Annotated in this window: 14 protein-coding genes; 8 read left to right on the top strand and 6 right to left on the bottom strand. The window is 52.9% G+C overall.

Annotated features, from left to right (window positions below):
• Nucleotides 1-64: 64 nt before the first annotated feature.
• Entirely contained in the window at nt 65-280 is a 216-nt protein-coding gene (locus tag AC3CB2_RS10605; RefSeq protein WP_352932353.1) for a hypothetical protein, read from the bottom strand.
• 627 nt (nt 281-907) lie between these two features.
• On the opposite strand from AC3CB2_RS10605, the gene AC3CB2_RS10600 reads away from it, so the two are divergent.
• The 3 genes from AC3CB2_RS10600 to AC3CB2_RS10590 all read left to right on the top strand — a co-directional run bounded on the left by AC3CB2_RS10600 (nt 908) and on the right by AC3CB2_RS10590 (nt 7,666).
• On the top strand, nt 908-4,507 hold the full coding sequence (locus AC3CB2_RS10600) for a 1,4-beta-glucanase (RefSeq protein WP_352932355.1): 3,600 nt from the start codon (nt 908-910) through the stop codon (nt 4,505-4,507).
• 91 nt (nt 4,508-4,598) lie between these two features.
• Nucleotides 4,599-6,353, top strand: coding sequence for a type I secretion system permease/ATPase (locus AC3CB2_RS10595; RefSeq protein WP_008550481.1), 1,755 nt, complete (start codon nt 4,599-4,601; stop codon nt 6,351-6,353).
• The gene (locus AC3CB2_RS10590; RefSeq protein ID WP_008550662.1) at nt 6,353-7,666 is read left to right on the top strand and encodes an HlyD family type I secretion periplasmic adaptor subunit; all 1,314 of its coding nucleotides are present in this window, start codon (nt 6,353-6,355) and stop codon (nt 7,664-7,666) included. The genes AC3CB2_RS10595 and AC3CB2_RS10590 overlap by 1 nt, the downstream gene beginning before the upstream one ends.
• Nucleotides 7,667-7,713: 47 nt before the next feature.
• On the opposite strand, the gene betB is transcribed toward AC3CB2_RS10590, so the two are convergent.
• The 3 genes from betB to betI are packed head-to-tail and all read right to left on the bottom strand — an operon-like array spanning nt 7,714 to nt 11,516.
• On the bottom strand, nt 7,714-9,177 hold the full coding sequence (betB, locus tag AC3CB2_RS10585) for a betaine-aldehyde dehydrogenase (protein ID WP_208982363.1): 1,464 nt from the start codon (nt 9,175-9,177) through the stop codon (nt 7,714-7,716).
• A 48-nt stretch (nt 9,178-9,225) separates the two neighbouring features.
• The gene (gene betA, locus AC3CB2_RS10580; protein WP_352932359.1) at nt 9,226-10,878 is read right to left on the bottom strand and encodes a choline dehydrogenase; all 1,653 of its coding nucleotides are present in this window, start codon (nt 10,876-10,878) and stop codon (nt 9,226-9,228) included.
• A 35-nt stretch (nt 10,879-10,913) separates the two neighbouring features.
• Nucleotides 10,914-11,516: a transcriptional regulator BetI gene (betI, locus tag AC3CB2_RS10575; RefSeq protein ID WP_352932361.1), complete on the bottom strand. Its 603-nt coding sequence runs from the start codon at nt 11,514-11,516 to the stop codon at nt 10,914-10,916.
• Nucleotides 11,517-11,788: 272 nt separating this feature from the next.
• On the opposite strand from betI, the gene AC3CB2_RS10570 reads away from it, so the two are divergent.
• The 5 genes from AC3CB2_RS10570 (at nt 11,789) to AC3CB2_RS10550 (ending at nt 17,326) form a co-directional block, all read left to right on the top strand.
• The gene (locus tag AC3CB2_RS10570; RefSeq protein WP_041767832.1) at nt 11,789-12,745 is read left to right on the top strand and encodes a choline ABC transporter substrate-binding protein; all 957 of its coding nucleotides are present in this window, start codon (nt 11,789-11,791) and stop codon (nt 12,743-12,745) included.
• A 208-nt stretch (nt 12,746-12,953) separates the two neighbouring features.
• On the top strand, nt 12,954-13,799 hold the full coding sequence (gene choW / locus AC3CB2_RS10565; protein WP_008550561.1) for a choline ABC transporter permease subunit: 846 nt from the start codon (nt 12,954-12,956) through the stop codon (nt 13,797-13,799).
• Nucleotides 13,799-14,842, top strand: coding sequence for a choline ABC transporter ATP-binding protein (gene choV / locus AC3CB2_RS10560; RefSeq protein ID WP_008550615.1), 1,044 nt, complete (start codon nt 13,799-13,801; stop codon nt 14,840-14,842). Before choW ends, choV begins: the two co-directional genes overlap by 1 nt.
• A gap of 196 nt (nt 14,843-15,038) precedes the next feature.
• The gene (locus tag AC3CB2_RS10555; RefSeq protein ID WP_352932365.1) at nt 15,039-16,205 is read left to right on the top strand and encodes a DUF898 family protein; all 1,167 of its coding nucleotides are present in this window, start codon (nt 15,039-15,041) and stop codon (nt 16,203-16,205) included.
• 2 nt (nt 16,206-16,207) lie between these two features.
• Nucleotides 16,208-17,326 carry a M48 family metallopeptidase gene (locus tag AC3CB2_RS10550; protein ID WP_352932367.1) on the top strand — a complete coding sequence of 373 codons (1,119 nt, stop codon included), beginning with the start codon at nt 16,208-16,210 and terminating at the stop codon, nt 17,324-17,326.
• Between the two features lie 39 nt (nt 17,327-17,365).
• Here AC3CB2_RS10550 and AC3CB2_RS10545 read toward each other — a convergent pair whose 3' ends face one another.
• Nucleotides 17,366-18,328: a M14 family metallopeptidase gene (locus AC3CB2_RS10545; protein ID WP_352932369.1), complete on the bottom strand. Its 963-nt coding sequence runs from the start codon at nt 18,326-18,328 to the stop codon at nt 17,366-17,368.
• Between the two features lie 47 nt (nt 18,329-18,375).
• Nucleotides 18,376-19,302 carry a LysR family transcriptional regulator gene (locus AC3CB2_RS10540; RefSeq protein WP_008550144.1) on the bottom strand — a complete coding sequence of 309 codons (927 nt, stop codon included), beginning with the start codon at nt 19,300-19,302 and terminating at the stop codon, nt 18,376-18,378.
• Nucleotides 19,303-19,381 lie beyond the last annotated feature (79 nt).

Here is a 19,381-nt window from a genome sequence, read left to right as displayed (position 1 = left end):
GCACGTCTACAGCAGTGATGCAGGCCGTCCTCAGCCCTACTAGCAGCGAACCCACGCTGTTCCTTTAGAGATCATCCCGTCGCTTCAGGCGTTCGCCCTCTATCTTCTCTTCTTCCTCTTTAATGAGATTGAGAGGATGGAGTGCAAACTCGCCTTTGATTGGCGCTTTGCGCTTCAGCACCCTGGAGCGTGCGGTCCACCTGTTCCTTACAGCCAGAAACAGCAGTGCAGCAGATAAAAAGCACAGAGCCAAAGCCATGCTTAGAGCGATCGTGGCCATAGCTTCCTCCCAGAATAAGCTAGTCGCCACTCTTATTTTGGGAGCAAATCAACATTGCTAAAATCATCAATGTATGCGGGTAGAATTTTAGGGATTGCTCAGACAGTTTGAGTCGGTCCCCAGATCGCATGTGGAGTACATGTGATATCCGCATAATACACAAGAATGTGTAGGTACATATCCTAAAGTAATACAAGCCAAATAAGGCAAATAAGGCAGCCCAAACGCCAATAAAATACCAAAGCTCTTTCTAAATCTCCAGAATCGTTAAACCACGGAAATACTGTACGAAAACAGAATCGTGAGAATCTAAAAGCGGTATTCTGTGATGTAAAACATTGAATCGAGGCGATTTTTTTAAATTCGTCCGTAATAAATACTCCATTTTTCTTTCGAAATTTGGCCCCAATTTCCAGAAAAATCACCCTCGTCGAACGCGGAAGCGATCACCGGTACTGCAAACTATGCGGCTGTTGGAAACGCAAAGAACAAAAATTGCAGTCAGATCGCATCAGCGTTCGTTTTTAACGAGAGAGGCTCAATGAGCCATCTGGACCTTAGCAATTCGGCTAGCTCCTCTTATTTCGGAGTCGTCTGGAATCTCTCAATAAAAACTGAGGGAATACAATGGACTATCGTGGCACATATGACGAATTCCGTGACGCATTGCGGGCTTTCGAATCCGGTTGGGATCGCGAAAGATACAACGACGGCAGAATTCAGGATTGGCAGCTCAACGAATGGGCAGGCGGTCCGGTGCAAGACTTCTTTCCAGAGTATGACAGTTGGGGGGATCTGAACGACGACCAGTGGAGCGCAATGTCTTATCGCTCCATGAACTCACTTGGGTTCGTCGGATACCAGTTTGGTGAAGCCCTGCTTATTGACCTGGGCTATTATGATGATGACGTCTTCTACGGCAACGGCGCGGCCACCAACACATGGGATGGCCAGTGGACCGGCAAGAACGGCGTAACCTCACTTGAAGATTTCATGACTGCTGAAAAGCAGGAAGTCGCCATTCAGGAAGCGTTTGGCTACAATCTTCAGATTATCGAAAATGGACTGTCCAACAGTGGTCAGACACTGGATGACTTTATTGGACAGGAATTCACATACGAGCAGAACGGCCAAGAGGTTAGCGTAACCCTCACACTAACCGGTATTCTGGCAGCCGCTCACCTGCGTGGTGCGTACGGCACCCTCGCTCTCCTACAGGGTGGCAACGTTTCTCAGGATGAGTACGGCACATCCATTCTTCAGTATGTTGAACAGTTTGGTGGCTTCGAGAGCCCATCTGTTGACGAAGCGATCGATTACTTCCAGGACCGCCTGACTGGTGACGAAGGCCTGAACGGCTCTCTGCCAGGCGTTGGCGTGCCAAAGGAAGATGCAGACGTGGTGGTCACATGGTCCTACGGTGAACAGGAAGTCGTGAACGACTTTGACACCGAAGACGGCGTGATCTTCGTGGACTGGATCAGCTCCGATCAGCTCAACGTGACTGAGACTGCCGATGGCGTTCTCTTCTCTATCCCTTCCAATGGTGGTCAGACCTTACTCTTGGCCGGAGTTTCCCTCGCCGACCTGACAATGGCTAACTTCTCCATTCAGGATGCATCTGCAGCAGAGCTCATCAGAGACCTTGTTGGCGGCAACTCCCAGCCAGTGGATCCAACTGATCCAGTTGATCCGGTGGACCCTGTTGACCCGGTAGATCCGGTTGATCCTGTCGACCCAGTGGATCCTGTCGATCCGGGTGACGGAGATGACGGTCATGGTGGTCATCCAGGCGATGGCGATGATGGTCACGGCGGTCATACCGGCGATATGTACATGCTCGGTCTGGACAGTGAATCTCAGGTTGTTCCGGACTTCGATCCATCAACCGACATGATCCACATCCTGCAGGGTGTAACTGGTGAGCAGTTCGAGATCTTCGAAGAAAGTGGTGATGCACTTGGACAGACAGTCCGCATCGTGATTACCGATGAACTCGGCAACATCCTCTCCACCACCATCTTCCAGGGTGTAACACTCTCCGATCTATCACTGGCAAACTTCTCCGTCGCAGAACAGTCTGCGTTCAACGAAGTTGTCTCTGCAATCGGTGAAACAGTAGAACAGCCAAATCCGGGTCAGGGCGGCGGCTACGAGCTTGTCTATGACAATGATGGCTCCAACCCTCCAACCGTAACTGGCACAACAGACGAAGGCGGCTCCAAGTTCCGCGCAGATACCAACGCAGACGATATTGTTGGTTTCAATCCGGCCACGGATGAGCTGGACTTCGGCGGCACATCTGTGCACGGCCTTATCGTAACCAAGGCACCTTCTGGTGAAATCGTCATCGATAGCCCATGGAGCTCCGCGGCACAGATCGTTCAGGGAGTGACCTATCAGGATGTCGACATCTCAGACTTCGGAATCGTCGGGAACGAACACCTGCGTCAGGATCTGGGCGGTGTGGTCTCTTGGGAACAAGGCGTGGGTCCACGCGAAGACGACACAGTCTACATCCGGTCCCACGAGTACGGCGTACACGAAGTTATCTCTGACTTTGACCCAGCCACTATGAAAATCAGCTTCCTGTACTACGGTACACGTGAGCGTCTGAGTGTTGAAGAAACCGACGACGGTCTGCTGATTTCTACTCTGCCAAGTGGTCAGAGCTTCCTCTTCGAAGGCATCTCTCTTGACGATCTGGTTCCAGGTCAACTTGAGTTCCACTTCGACCAGGTCATGGAAGATAACCTCGAAGTTCCATTCGGTTTCGACCAGAATGACGTGACCCTTGTAAGCCGTGAAGGCCTTCTGACCCCAGAAGCGCCAGCAGGCGACACTACAGACGGTCACCAGACAAGACCAGGTGACTTCGGCCCAACTGACCCAGTCGATCCGGTTGATCCAACTGACCCAGATCCGGACCCAGTTGATCCTGTTGATCCGGTCGACCCAGTTGACCCAGGTACAGGTACTCCAGGTCAGGTTCCTGGCGATGGTGTGGTTGTGTTCACATGGGCTTGGGGTGAGAACAGCGTTATCACCGACTTCAACCCGGCAGAACATAAGATCAGCATTGGCTGGATCAGTTCAGATCAGATCAGCTTCACTGAAAGCGAAGACGGTCTGGTGATCTCCCTGCCATCCAATGGCGGTCAGACCCTCCTGTTGGAAGGTGTGTTCCTTGAAGATCTGAATGCCGATAACTTCGACATCAAAGATCCTTCTACTCTGCAGGAAATCCGTGATCTGCTTGCGGGTGGCAGCACTCAGCCGCCGGTTGATCCAACTCCGGATCCAGATCCAACCCCAGACCCAGATCCGACCCCGGATCCAGATCCAACTCCAGATCCGGACCCAGTGGATCCAGTCGATCCTGTTGACCCAGTTGATCCGGGTGATGGCTCTCCTCGCGAGTTCACACTGGATTGGCAGTGGGGCAAGCAGGAAGAAGTACAGGACTTCAACCCAGCCCAGGATACCGTGAACATCGGTTGGATTGGCGGCGGTCAGTTTGAAGTTGAACAGACTGACGATGGCGTCCTCTTCACCCTGCCAGGTAACGGCGGACGGTCCCTGCTTCTGGTTGGTATTGTCGTCGCAGACCTGACAGCAAACAGCATCCTCGCAAACGATGCAGCCGCTCAGGCCAAGATTGAGGACTTCCTCGCAAATGCTGAAAATCTGGCAGATGTGGGAACTCAGTCTGAAGCTGAAAATGTAGACACAACCTACATTCCAGAAGCACCTGAAGCTCCATCCGCTCCTGAAGAAGCAGCCGCTTCCAGCAGCAGAGATGATGATGCAGTTGCAGCACCAGCTGAAGAAGCTGAACAGGAAGAAGGTCCTCGCGAAACACAGGATGCTCCGGAACCAGCTCTCGCAGCTGCAGCCAACAACGGCAACGGCGCAATCGGTGGTGATACTGTAGAAATCAATTGGGATTGGGCAGCAGAAGAAGTCATTACGAACTTCGACCCTGCAACTGACACCATTGATTTCGGCAACCTGAACGCATCTCAGGTTCAGATCACTGAAGAGAACAACAGTGTTGTGATCGAAGTTCTGGACAATGGTGGTCACACCTACACCCTGAACGGCATCAGCGCTGATGATCTGACAGAGGCAAACTTTGAGGCAGATGACTTCAATACCATCGTAACTGAAGACGGCGGTGTTGTGGATCAGATCCATTCGATCAACCAGGACGACAACCTGATCTGATCAACAAAGTAACCTAGCGAACTGCTCCCTCCCGGCGAATACCGGGAGGGGTTTCTTGCTTTAATCCCCGAAGACAATTGGGAGAAAGCTTATGCCCGGCAGCCAACGACAAAAAGAATCTGTAATCACCCATGCATTCAGATCTCTAAGGTCCGCACTGCTTGGAATCGGCGGCGTCAGCATGCTGTTGAATATTTTGATGCTGACTGGCCCCCTTTTTATGCTGCAGGTCTATGACCGCGTCCTCGCAAGTGGATCAGTGCCAACACTGCTCGTTCTGGCAACACTTGTAGGCGTCCTCTTTCTTTTCTATGGCATTTTGGAAACGCTCCGCAGTCGTGTTCTTTCACGCCTCGGACAGCGTGTTGACGCTCAGCTCTCTGGCGTCTCCTACGAAATCTCAACGAGCTTGCCACTTATCCTTGGTCCGAAAGGCTCCAAGATGCGCCCGGTTCAGGATCTGGATCAGGTGCGCAGCTTCCTCTCCGGCCCCGGTCCTTCTGCCATCTTCGATTTGCCCTGGATGCCGCTCTACTTCGCGATCGTGTATCTGTTCCACCCATATCTGGGCATGATGGCAATCGGTGGTGCGCTGGTGATCTGCGCGCTGGTAGGACTGAACGAGTTCTCCTCCCGCCGGCCATCCAGTGAAGCCGCTGCTGAAACCAACCGCCGCTCCGCAATCGTGGAAGCCAGCCGTGCCAACGCCGAAGTCATTCAGGCCATGGGCATGATGGAAACCATGAAGAACAGATGGCATCAGGGAAATGATGCCTATCTGATCAAGCAGCGCAAAGCAGGCGATAGAGCAGCTTTCTTTGCAACGGCAGTTAAAACCTTCCGCTTCGTGCTCCAGTCCGCCATGCTCGGCATGGGTGCCTGGCTGGTAATTCAGCAGGAAGTCACCTCCGGTGTGATGATTGCCTCTTCAATCATGTCATCCCGTGCGCTGGCTCCGGTGGAGCAGGCCGTTTCCCAATGGAAAGGCTTCCTCGCAGCCCGTCAGGGTCTGGCGCGTCTGCGCCGTGTGATTGAAAACAAGACTGACGCCAACAACGTGATGGAACTGCCCCTCCCTCACCAGAAGATCGATCTGGATGGCGTAGCATGCGGTCCTGTTGGTATCCGTCAACCAATCGTGCAAGGCATCTCATTCAGCCTTGCAGCAGGTGAAGGTCTGGGTGTGATCGGTAAATCCGGTTCTGGCAAATCCACCCTGTCCCGCTCAATCGTTGGCATCACCAACGCCCTCACCGGCTCCATTCGCTTTGACGGTTCTGAGCTGGACCAATGGTCGTCCGACCGTATCGGCCAGTTCATCGGCTTCCTACCTCAGGATATTCAGTTGTTTGATGGAACGGTTGCGGAAAACATCTCCCGCTTCAAGGAAGATGCGAACCCGGATGATGTTATCGAAGCAGCGAAAATCGCCAGCGTGCACGAGTTCATCACCGGCCTGCCTGATGGCTACAACACCGTCATCGGCACCGGCGGCTATGCCCTCTCCGGCGGACAACGCCAGCGTATCGCCCTTGCTCGTGCCATGTACGGCGAGCCATTCTTGATCGTGCTGGATGAGCCAAACTCTAACCTCGATTCCGAAGGTGAAGCGTGCCTAACCCATGCGATCAAGCTCATGCGCGGTCGCGGCAAGATCGTCATCGTGATCGCTCACCGCCCAAGCGCAATTGCAGCCGTCGATAAGGTACTCGTGCTCAACGAAGGCCGTCAGGCTGCGTTTGGGCCGCGCGATGAGGTGATGAAACAACTCGTCACTCCGGTACAGACCCCGCAGGTGAAACCGAAGCAACCAGCTAAGGCTCCGCAGAAACAGGGAGCAGCGTGATGCATAACCATTCTGAAAGCGACAAACAGCTGAAAGGCAGCATCCGGTTCCACCTGATCTGCGCTGGTCTTCTGGTCGTCATCCTCGTTGGAGGCGTCGGCCTCTGGGGAGGCCTGATGGAAATCCGTGGTGCGATCATCGCTCCCGGCACCATCGTTGTTGAAACCAACACCAAGAACGTTCAGCACATGGAAGGCGGCATTGTTCGCTCCATCATGGTGACGGACGGTGACACCGTAGATGCTGGCGACACTCTGCTTCGTCTTGATGATACGGTCACCAGAGCAAACCTTGCTGTCGTCACCAAACAGCTGGATAACCTCTACTCTCAGGAAGCTCGCTTGATTGCAGAGCGGGACGGCGAAGAGGAAATCCTGTTCCCGTCACGGGCTGCTGACGATGCGCATTCACAGGTTCTGAACACCATCCAGGAAGGTCAGCGCCGCATGATGGTCGCAAAGACCAAGAACCTGCGTGGCCGTCAGGACCAGATGCGGGCGCAGATTGAGCAGTACAAAAAGCAGATTGATGGCCTGTCTCAGCAGCGAGATGCCAAGGAAATCGAAATTGGCTTGATCGATGGTGAGTTGGAAGACTTGCACAAACTGCTCGCCAAGAAACTAGTCACCGAGTCTCGTGTGACAGCTCTGAAGCGTGAGAAAACCAAGCTTCAGGGTGAATACGGCGACTTCATTGCTCAGATTGCAAAGACCGAAGAAGCCATCGCAGAACGCAACATCCAGATCATGCAGATCGAAGAAGACGTCATGACCAAGACGTTGGAACAGCTTCAGCAGGTGCGGGCGGAAATCGCTCAGCTTGAAGAGAAAAAGATCGCAGCTCAGGACCAGCTGATGCGCATGGAAATCAAGTCTCCGCAATCTGGCACAGTGCACGACCTCACCATTCACACCATCGGTGGTGTTATCGCCCCCGGTGAAGTGGTGATGCAAATCGTGCCACGAGAAGATGTGCTCGTGATTGAAGCGCAGGTGCAGCCGATTGATGTGGACCAGCTAACTCCAAATCAGGAGGCAACTGTCCGCCTGCCAAGCTTTGACCAGCGCACAACGCCGGAGCTGACGGCAGCTGTGAAAACCATCTCACCTGACTTGCTGGAAGATCCGAAAACCGGTCTCAGCTTCTATATGGCCGAGCTGACCATCTCTGAGGATGAAATGGATAAGTTGGGCGGCAAGAACCTGGTGCCAGGTATGCCGGTTGAGGCATTCATTCAGACAGAGAACCGTACGGTGATCTCGTACATCATGAAGCCAATGGTCGATCAGATCGCCCACGCCATGAGAGAATAGGGGGAAGCTCCCCTATTCCTTCTTTATTGCGCAAATGTTGAGGCTGCTTACCAGCCAGCCTCAACATCACCCATCTCAACATAGATGCTCTTGACCTGAGAGTATTGATCCAGCGCCCACTGACCGTTCTCACGACCAATACCGGAATGCTTGAAGCCACCAAATGGCATCTCAACCGGGGTCAGATTGTAGTTGTTGATCCAGCAAGTACCTGCTTCCAACTGATCAATCACACGGTAAGCACGCTGAATGTCCTTGGTGAACACAGCGGCAGCCAGACCAAACTCGGTATTGTTAGCGCGGCGGATCACATCAGCTTCGTCGTCAAAGTCCAGCACGCACATCACAGGGCCAAAGATCTCTTCACACGCAATGCGCATGTCGTCTTTGACTTCGGTGAAGATGGTTGGCTCCACAAACAGGCCGCGGCCCAGACCATCCACCTGCGGACGGCCACCACCAGCGTACAGCACAGCACCTTCGCTCTGGCCGATAGCGATATAATCCATCACTTTTTCCAGCTGAGCTTTGGAAACAAGCGGACCAAGCTGCGTGTCTTCGTTGAGCGGATCACCGATCAGGATCTTCTCAGTACGCTCTTTCAGGCGCTTCAGGAACTCTTCCTTGATGGAAGAATGCACGAACACGCGTGTGCCGTTGGAGCAGATCTGGCCGGTGGAGTAGAAGTTAGCATTCATCGCCGCAGCAACTGCATTGTCGATGTCGCTATCTTCAAAAATCACGATCGGAGATTTGCCGCCAAGTTCAAGGCTCATATGCTTCAGCTGAGAAGCTGCTTTTTCAGCAACCTTCATACCTGTTGGCACGGAACCGGTCAGGGAAACCTTTGCGATTTCAGGATGCGCCACGAGAGCAGCCGCTGCGTCGCGGTCCGCCTGCACCACGTTAAACACACCATCTGGCAAACCAGCTTCACGGAAGATCTCAGCAAGCTTCAACGCAGATAGGCAGGTCACTTCAGATGGCTTGAAGATCATCGCGTTACCAGCAGCCAAAGCAGGTGCTGCTTTCCATGCTGCAATCTGGATTGGATAGTTCCACGCGCCAATGCCAAGGCAGATGCCCAGTGGCTCGCGCTTTGTCAGCGCATAGGAACCGCCTAGATCAATGTGCTCGCCGTTGGAAGTCGCAGCAACGCTCGCAAAGTATTCCAGAGCTTCAGCACCAGAAGCAGCGTCGGCCACCAGTGTTTCTTGCAGTGGCTTGCCGGTATCAAGGGTTTCCAGCTCGGAAAGCTCGCGGTTCCGCTCGCGCATCAAATCCGCAGCCTTGCGCAGAACACGGGAGCGCTCAGCTGGAGCCATAGAGCGCCAGATAGCAAAACCGGTGCGGGCAGAAGCGACCGCTTTGGTGATGATCGCCGGTGTTGCGGAATGAACGCGCGCAATCACCTCCTGCGTTGCCGGGTAAAGGCTCAGGATCTCTTCACCCATCGTATCTTCAACGTAAGTGCCGCCGATGAAGTGAGACCCACTAGGCTGCGCACGCAGGGATGCATTTGTCAGAGTATCTGTTTTCGTCATTTCTTAATCCAACACTTAACGTTGTTCGTTCTGCCAGTTCGGGTGTACCCACGCCTGCTTGTCACTGGCAGGAAGCATACCTTTTCCAAGAATATGGTCAGCTGCCTTCTCACCAACCATGATGGAAGGCGCGTTGAGGTTTCCGTTCGTAATCTGCGGGAAGATGGAGCTATCCGCAACGCGCAAACCGTCAACGCCAATCACACGACATTCGCTGTCAACCACAGCGGTTTCGTCATTTGCGTCACCCATTTTACAGGTGCCGCACGGATGGAACGCGCTTTCAACGTGTTCCTTGATGAACCCGTTCAGCTGTTCGTCTGTTTCAACGTCGCTGCCCGGCTGAATTTCTTTGCCGCGGAACGGATCAAACGCATGCTGCGCAAAGAGCTCACGGGTCAGGCGGATACAAGCGCGGAAGTCTTCCCAATCCTCTTCGTGGCTCATGTAGTTGAACAGCACGTTTGGCTTTTCCATCGGATCAGCAGACTGCAAAGTCACTGCACCGCGAGACTTGGAGCGCATTGGGCCAACATGAACCTGATAGCCATGCCCTTCAGCAGCTGCCTGTCCGTCATAGCGAACGGCAAACGGGAGGAAGTGGAACTGAATGTCAGGATACTTCACACCCGCCTTGGAGCGAATAAAGCCGCAGGTTTCAAAGTGGTTTGAAGTGCCCAGACCAGACTTGATCAGCTGCCACTGTGCACCGATGACTCCTTTGGAGAGCAGGTTCCAGTGCTTGTAAAGCGTGATCGGCTGCGTACAGGCCTGCTGGATGTAAAGCTCCAGATGGTCCTGCAAGTTCGCGCCAACACCCTTGCGGTCAGCAACCGCATCAATACCCAGCGCAGAGAGAGCCACCGCATCACCAATGCCGGAATGCATCAGCAACTTCGGAGAGTTGATGGAAGAGGCAGAAACAATCACTTCGCGGGTGCATTTCAGCTGATGCAGCTGTCCACCACGCATGTACTCAACACCAACAGCACGCTTACCTTCCATAAGGACACGGTTCACATGTGCGCCGGAGATGATCTCAAGGTTTTCACGCCCTTTGATCGGCCAGAGATAGGCGTTGGAAGCGGACCAGCGACGGCCATCATGCACCGTCATTTCCATCTCGCCAAAGCCTTCCTGGCGATAACCGTTGTAGTCCTCAGTACGCGCATAACCAGCTTCTTCACCAGCCTTCACAAAGGCTTCGTAAAGCGGGCTCCACAGCGATCCGCGAGAAACGTGCAACGGACCAGACCGGCCACGCCAGCCTTCATCTCCAGAGGTCGCATTTTCAAGGCGTTCGAAGTAAGGCAGGACATCTTGATAGCCCCATCCTTTCGCGCCCATCTCTTCCCAGGTATCAAAGTCGCAGGCATTGCCGCGCACATACACCATGCCGTTGATGGAGGAAGAGCCGCCAATCACCTTGCCACGTGGCAGCGCAAGCCGGCGTCCGTCCAGATGCGGCTCAGGCGCACTCTCATAGCCCCAGTCGTAACGGGACATGTTCATCGGATAGGACAAAGCAGCAGGCATCTGGATGAACGGACCGATGTCCGTGCCGCCAAACTCCAGCAAAACCACCTTGTTTTGGGGATTATCAGAAAGACGGTTTGCCAGGGCGCAACCAGCAGAGCCAGCGCCTACAATAATGAAATCTGCAGTCATTGTATTCTCTTGGGCTTTAAGCCGTATTCCAGTTTTTATTGTGGGGTATCTGTCGTTTCAAAGCTGTCGAAACATTTCTTCACGTAGTCCTGAACCAGCATCGTTGCTGGTGAACCGTCAGGTCGGCTAGTCGTCAACACGCATTGCAGCCAAAGCCCGTCAATCATCGCAGCAGTGCCCTCAGCCGCAGTAATTGCCGTCTGACGATCCGTAACGCGATGGTACTCGGCGGTGAGGTTCGAAATCAGCCGCCGATGATAAACTTGCAGCAAGCGACGCGTTGCAGGCTCGGTGCGCGCCACCACGTAAAACGCAAACCAGGCCGAGATGACTGAAGGCTGAAACTGCTCATCGCTGAAGTTGGTATGGATGATCGCATCGATCCGCTCCACAGGTGTCTTGGCTTTCAGCAGGCGGCTTCGTGATTGCTTGCTCAGATCCTTCAGCAGGAAGCTCATGGTCGCGTTGAACACAGCTGCTTTCGAGCCGAAATAGTGATGCGGCAGTCCTGTTGAGACACCAGCATTCTTGGCGATATCCGCCATTGTGGTCGCAGCATACCCCTTCTCATGGATCGCTTTGATCGTCCCCATGATGATCGAGGTTTTGCGTTCCTCTTCCATTCCGACTTTAGGCATGCGCGCCGCACTCACTCCAAGATTATTTTTATTGAACGTTCAATCAATAAAAATAGTTCTTAGAACATTTTGGAGCTTTTGAAAAGTATTGCACTCCGATTTATCGTAATTAATATCTGGTGGAGAGGTTGCCTTTAGTCCATCGGGTCTTTATTAGCTTAGGTGAACGAAGGAATTTGAAAATTTAATTATCGGCTGAAGAGTGTTTGGGACATGTTTTCTACACAATTCTACGGCTCTATTAAATAAATACCGAAATTGGGGAGATTTACATGAGTGTTGCTAGTAGCCTGGTAAAGAAACTTTCTACTTCTGCTTCAGTACTATTACTGATCACTGGGTCAGCTCTCGCCGCAGAAGCGGAAGCCTGTAAAACCGTACGCTTCTCCGACGTGGGCTGGACAGACATCACCGCAACCACCGCAACAGCAACTTCTGTTCTGGATGCAATCGGTTACGAAACAGACGTAAAAGTACTTTCCGTGCCAGTAACTTACGCGTCTCTCGCAAACAATGATATCGATGTATTCCTTGGCAACTGGATGCCAACAATGGAAGCTGATATCGCGAAATATCGTGAAGCTGGCACCGTTGATACTGTTCAAACCAACCTGACTGGCGCCAAGTATACTTTGGCTGTTCCTAAGTATACCTACGACAAGGGTCTGAAGGACTTTGCTGACATCGCAAAATTCTCTGGTGACCTTGATGGCGAGATTTACGGCATCGAAGCAGGCAACGACGGCAACCGTCTTATCCTTGATATGATCGAGAAAAACGCATTCGGCCTGAAGGGATTCGAACTCGTCGAATCATCTGAAGCTGGCATGCTGTCTCAGGTCGCTCGTAAGACCCGTAAGGATCAGGACATCGTCTTCCTAGGTTGGGCTCCGCACCCAATGAACTCCAACTTTGAACTGAAGTACCTCACCGGTGGTGATGAGTTCTTCGGTCCAAACTTCGGTGGTGCAGACGTTCTCACCAACACCCGCGCTGGCTACTCTGCAGAGTGCGCGAACATGGGCAAGTTCCTTCAGAACCTCACCTTCTCTCTTGAGATGGAAAATGAGATCATGAATGCGATCCTGAACGACGGTGAAGAGCCAACTGATGCTGCAAAGGCATGGATCAAGAAGAACCCAGAGTCTCTTGATAAATGGCTGAATGGCGTAACCACCTTCGACGGTAAAGACGGCTTGGCTGCTGCAAAGGCTGCGTTCGGCCTCTAAGCGTCATTACCGAGCATAATTTGAGAGGCGGATGCGATAAACTCGCACTCCGCCTCTTAGCGCGTTTTTCCGGAGCCTTCCGACAACCGGAATAGTCAATGCGCAACTGGGGCAAGCTGTGTGTCGGTATCAAGCTTTTTGCATCTCGCCCGATTGATTTGAATTACGTTAACGCGTTGATATACAATAACAAAATCTGAGGTTTCCCGTGGAGTGGCTAACAGAGCATAAACTACCCATTGGCAAATGGGCCAAGTGGTACGTTGACTGGCTCACTGACAACGCAAGTGGCTTTTTCGATGCAATTTCCGTTGCAATCGAATGGCTGATCGACAGTGTACTATGGCTTTTACAAGCCCCTCACCCGCTCGGCATTGTCGTTATTGCCACCGGTCTGGCCTTTGTGGTCAGAAGGTCTGTCATGTTCTCCGTGTTTGTTGCTCTGAGCCTGCTGCTCATCATCAATCAGGGCTACTGGGATGAAACCACAGAAACGCTGGCGCTGATCCTCAGCTCCACATTCATTTGTATGTTGATCGGCATTCCTGTCGGCGTTTACTCCGCACACCACCCAAAATTCTTCTCCTGGGTGCGTCCTGTGCTGGACTTGATGCAGACAATCCCGACATTCGTGTACCTGATCCCTGCCCTCATCTTGTTTGGTCTGGGTGTGGTCCCGGGTCTGATCTCAACAGTCGTTTTCGCTTTGCCAGCGTCAATCCGCCTGACCCAGATCGGCGTTGCTTCCACTCCAAAGCACCTGCTGGAAGCCGGTGAAGCCTTTGGTGCCACCTACTGGCAAAAGCTCTTCAAGATTGAACTGCCATACGCCCTGCCAAACATCATGGCAGGCCTGACACAAACCATCATGTTGTCCTTGTCCATGGTCGTGATCGCAGCTCTTGTTGGCGCGGATGGCCTCGGCGTACCAACACTGCGCGCACTGAATACAGTGAACATCGCAAAAGGGTTTGAAGTCGGCATTGCAATCGTTCTGGTCGCTATCGTGCTGGACCGCTTCTTCAAAAGCTCAGAAGATAAGGGCGGCAAGTAATGACCAATCCTGTTGTTTCCTTCAAAAACCTGTCCATCGTCTTCGGTGACAAACCAGACGCGGCCCTGCCCCTGATTGACGCTGGCAAAACCCGTGCAGAAATTCAGGAAGAAACTGGCCAGTTGGTGGGTGTTGCCAACGCGACCTTTGATATCCAGCAGGGCGAACTGCTCGTTCTGATGGGCCTGTCCGGTTCCGGCAAATCCACCCTGCTCCGCGCTATCAATGGCCTCAATAAGGTTTGCCGCGGTGAAATTTTGGTGGCGGATGATGGCGAACAGGTCAACCCAACCACCTGCTCTGCTGCACGTCTGCGCAAACTGCGCCGCGAGCGCGTTGCTATGGTGTTCCAGCAGTTCGGCTTGTTGCCATGGCGCACCGTGCGCGACAACGTTGGCTTTGGTCTGGAGCTCTCCGGTATCCCGAAATCTCAACGTCTCGAACGCGTTGAAGAGCAGTTGGAGCTCGTCGGTCTTGGCGGTTGGGGCGACAAATACGTGCATGAGCTTTCCGGCGGTATGCAGCAGCGTGTTGGTCTGGCCCGAGCCTTTGCCACCGATGCGCCAATCCTGCTGATGGACGAACCATTCTCCGCACTGGATCCCCTCATCCGCAGTCACTTGCAGGATGAGCTGCTGGACCTCCAGGAAAAGCTGCACAGAACCATCGTGTTCGTGAGCCACGACCTCGACGAAGCCGCCAAAATCGGCAATCGCATCGCCATCATGGAAGGCGGTCATGTGGTGCAGATCGGCACGCCGCAGGAGATCGTAAAGAACCCGGTTGATGAGTACGTTGAGTCATTTGTAGCGCACATGAACCCGCTCAACGTTCTGCACGCAGAAGACATCATGACCAATTTGTCAGATGCAAGCGCAGACATCATCGTAAGCGTTGACGATATGCCGAGGTGCACTGCCAAACAGATGATCCGTGATGTGATTGAAATGAAGCGCAAACACGCTGGCCCAATCGCAGTCTTCCGCGGCGACCGCCCCGTCGGCATCATCCGCGAACAAGAAATCATGGACTGCTTCGTCTAAACAAACCCAAATCATCGATTCCAAACAGGCGCACCCACAAAGGTGCGCCTGTTTTGTTAGATCAAAATTTCTCATGTATTTCAGGCCTTGTGCCCAATTAGAAAAATGCCGCTCACTCAACTTTCACGTGTTTGCATAATTTGACGAGTGGAACTACAGAGAAAGACGTTTTTCTTAATTCATTTTGGATCGCGTGATGACAATTGATATTGCAGCAGCAACTCCGCCTGAAACCAAGCGCAGTTATGTCCTTTTCTCTGGGGGCTCATTCTTTGGCCGTGTCATCAAATGGGTGGCTCTGACGGTCGTCACCTTGGGCATCTACCGTTTCTGGGCCATGACAGGCCTGCGTCGCTCTTTGTGGTCGGCAACCCATGTGGAAGGTGACCATCTTCGCTACCATGGCACAGGGAAAGAACTGTTTATCGGCTTCCTGATTGCATTGGCGATCCTGATTCCGTTCTATGCACTCGGCTTTGGCCTGCAATTCATGGGTCCAATCGCTACGCTTGTTGGTTTCGCCATCATGTTCGTCGTTGGCTTCCTTCTCACGCCATACGCCCTCTTCCGTCGCCGCAGATATCTTCTGACCCGCACCAGCTGGCGCGGCATCCGCTTCCACATGCAAGGCTCCGCATGGCGCTACGTGGGTGCCTGGCTGTTCTGGACGATCCTTTCTGTCATTACTCTGGGTATTGCTCTGCCATGGCGGATGGCGAAGCTGGATCGTATGCTCACTGAAGTAAGTTACTTTGGAAATCAACGCTTTAGCTACACGGCAACACCAAAGGAATACTTCACCGCTCTGCTGCCCGCGTATGCGATCGCATTTATCCTGTTCATTCCGATCGCGCTCGTTGGTCCTTCCGTCATTATAGCTGCCCTCGTCGCGCCGTTTCTGACATTTTTCACGTGGCCATACATTGCGGCAGATATCTTCCGACTTCAGGTCCGTTCAACAAAGATCGGCGATTCCAGTTTTGAGAGTAACATTGGCGCTTCCAAGTTTTACGGCGCTTACATCATCCACGGTGTGATCGTCGGTGTGGGTGTCTCAATTGTTGGTGCAATAGCAAGCGCACTGGCAATCGGCTTTGCGACAATGAATGCAGGACAAGGGCTGGAAAACATCCAGAGCTCCATGTTTAGCATCACGTTCCTGCCAGTTTTTGCTCTCTACTACGGTGTTCTCCTCTTCGCGAACATGATGGTGTTGCAGGTCATGATGTTTGAGTGGAAGATGAGCAGCATTGTTGTGTTTAATGCCCACAGCGTTAAAGATGCCATCGCCTCTGGTGATCTGGAGAACGCAGTTGGTATGGGGCTCGCTGATACGCTCGATGCTGGGTTTGAAGTGGTTTGACCATGAAGCAATTGCTTGGAACTGCAGAGTTTTTCGACGGTACATCCGCAGCTGTCCGCAGTTGCCAGATCTGGTTCGACTATGATGAAATGGTCCTCACAGATTTAGCTGGTGATCAGGAGTACGTGCGCTGGTCTGCAGCGAAACTGCTCTGCGACTGGACCTCTCCAAAGGTTATGCTGGTAGAGCAAAACTCTCCCCGTAGCACCGCTTACATCAAGATCACTGAAGACGAACTCGCTAAAACCGTTGAGCGCAAAATCCGCCTGGTGGCAGGTCTTCCAAAGCGAGAGAACACCAAGAAAATAGTCTTCGGCAGTCTGGCCTCTATAGCTTTGATTGCGGTGGCGTTGATCTACTTCTTGCCTGCCTTCTCCAAGTACGCCGTCCATAACGTCCCCAAATCCTGGGAAGAAAAGCTCGGCAAGAACGTGGAAGAGACACTGATCCCCGCGTTCAGTGAAGAGAAGATCTGTAAAGCTTCCTCAGGACAAGCCGCGCTGGAGCAAATGGCAAAGCGTCTCACAAACGGCATGGACCTGCCATTTGATCCGGTAATGACTGTTGTTGAGAGCAAGATACCCAACGCCTTCGCGCTGCCCGGAGGCCGGATCACCATCCTCTCCAAGACGCTTGAAGTGGTTGATAGTCCAGACGAACTTGCTGCAGTGCTGGCGCACGAGCTAGGCCACGTCAAATACCGTCATTCCATGCAGCAGCTCATCAACGTGGCTGGAACCGGTATTGTCTTCTCCATGTTCATCGGAGACTTCACCGGCGGCAGTATTGTCGCCAGTGTGGGTGAAGCGATGCTCGACAGTTCTTACTCCAGAGATATGGAACGTGAGGCAGACTTATTCGCGGTTCAGATGCTGGAAAATGCAGGCGTTGATCCGACAGGATTGGCGAGCTTCCTGGAAAAAATCTCGAAAGAGCATGAACACGACAATGCCCTGACAGAAGCTTTAGGTTTCCTCTCCAGCCACCCGCCAACGAAAGAGCGTGTCGACACGCTCAATCAGGCCGTCAATCCGGATGCCAAGAAAGACCCAGTGCTGCCTGAATGGCAATGGAAAAGCTTGAAGAACATTTGCTCAGAAACTGCAGAACTGAACGCTTAAGTCAAATAAGCTGGGGCGGTGCCCCAGTCCAAACCTGTTCTAATCCAAAAGCTTACCCAAACGTACCGCCGTTTTCCCAACTTGTAGGCGTCGGCTTGGCATAATCAGAACGCAGTTGTCGTGTGGTGTTACAACAGGTGTGTCTCCATCCATCGCAAGCACCGTGCCTTGCTTTGCGATGACTTCCATTCCGCGGTAATCTTCGTTGAAGCGGAAGTTTTCATTCTGAACCGTAACAGGCGCGACGATTTCTATGGTTTTTTGCGGCACCAATGGCGGCTGTCCTTCTAAAAATGCCTCACCAAAGTCAGTTGGTACGCACTCTGTTGCTCGCAGAAAACGGATGCTTGCTGCAATCGCGCGAGGGCCTGCTGCTGCTTCCCAATGTTGTCCAGCTTCCAGCAGCAATGCAGCTTTTGGGCTGGAGGCCTCAGAGAACCCGTTATAATCACGCAACCGCTTGCCTTCTGCATGACCGGAGTCGCAAATAATCCATTCAGGATCAGCAACTTGTTTGGCGAGCGATCGTCCTTTTTCCTGATCTCCCGCCAGCATCAAAGGTGGGTTTTTATGCTGCATGCTGTGCAGATCCAGCAGATAATCAACACTCTCAACAACAGGGCGAACCTCGCGCGCCCGTTCCAGTTCGCGTGTTACCTCCGGGCCATCCAGTGAGGCTGATTGCCAGACGCGGTTGAAATCCTGATCCAGATAGCGCGATGCGGTTGGGTTATTGCGGTCAAAGGCGTTATAGGCTGCCACGTTCATGAAAGCGAAGCTCAGTTTGCCGCGCACAGGGCGAACTTCCTGCTTAAACAGCCAGTCTAGAGCAACGGCGCCACATGGCTCGTTGCCATGCACCAGTGCAGAAATCATCACATGTGGCCCGGCGGCGCCGGAGTCGAATGTAGTGATCCAGTCCACGCCGGTATTACCGACTTTGTAGGGCAGGATATCGGGAAAATCGATTTCGATAGGGTAAGCTGTACTTTCAATAATCATGGCAATGGTCCTTGAAAAGTATAGGTCACACCAGCCCCAAAACGCATTTAGGCCGGTGTTGAATATGGGTCCTCAATCTCGAAGGCGCGCGTGAACTCAATGAATTTTCTGGCGATTGGAGTGCTGGGTGTCGTTGCAGGCAATATGAAGGCGTTGAGGTAGGAAATACGCGGCTTAAACGGTAGAAAAACCAGCGTTTCTGGATGGTTTCGCGCCACAGGAAACGGGTTGAGGACGCTGACACCAACACCTGCATGCACCAGCTCACTCACGGAGACGGCGGTAGAAGATTCGGCAACAATATTAGGCCGAATTCCCCGTTCCGCAAACATGCGCTCCAAAATAGCGCGCACCGGGAACCGGCGGGTGAGGGCGACGAAATCCTGTCCGTCGAAATCTTCGGGCTCAATGAACGCTTTGCTGGCAAGGGGATGGTCGCGATGCAAAACCGCATGCGCAATGGCTGATCGCAGTGGCTCCAACGTTAGTCCTGCATGCTTGGAAAGCCCATCCGTAATCCCTAGGTCTGCATGCCCTTCAGCCACATGATTGCGCACATCAGAGGATGTCCCAATTTCCAGCTCTACCTTCTGCCCCGGATAAGCCTTGATGAACTCCGCAATCACACCAAGCAGGAAGCGATGTGAGATTGTCGGGGGAGCTGCAAGACGCAGCGGCTTGCTGCTGTGTTGAGAAACAAAGGTCTCGTTCTCAATCCCTGCCAGCATCTCAAACACCGGCTCAAGCTTCTCATTCAGCGCCAGCGCATCAGAGGTCGGCACCAGTCGTCCGCTGTCACGATTAAACAGTGTTTTGCCCAGTCGCTCTTCCAGATGCTTGATCGCACGGCTTACGGCTGGCTGCGAAATACCAAGGCGGGCAGCGGCTGCAGTTGTTTTCCGAACACTGATAACAGCGCGTAAAACTTCAAACTCTCGAAGGCTCAAGCGTGGACGGGTAGGGGTATCGGACATAGTTCTATGCGTTTTGATTATAAATTTTTGAATGACAATGTTGAAAACACATACTACGGTTTAAGTCAACCGCGAAGCT

The sequence above is a fragment of the Pseudovibrio sp. SCP20 genome, assembly GCF_057774105.1.
The sequence above is the reverse complement of the archived record's forward strand: the minus strand, read 5'-3'. Positions and strand labels throughout refer to the sequence as shown.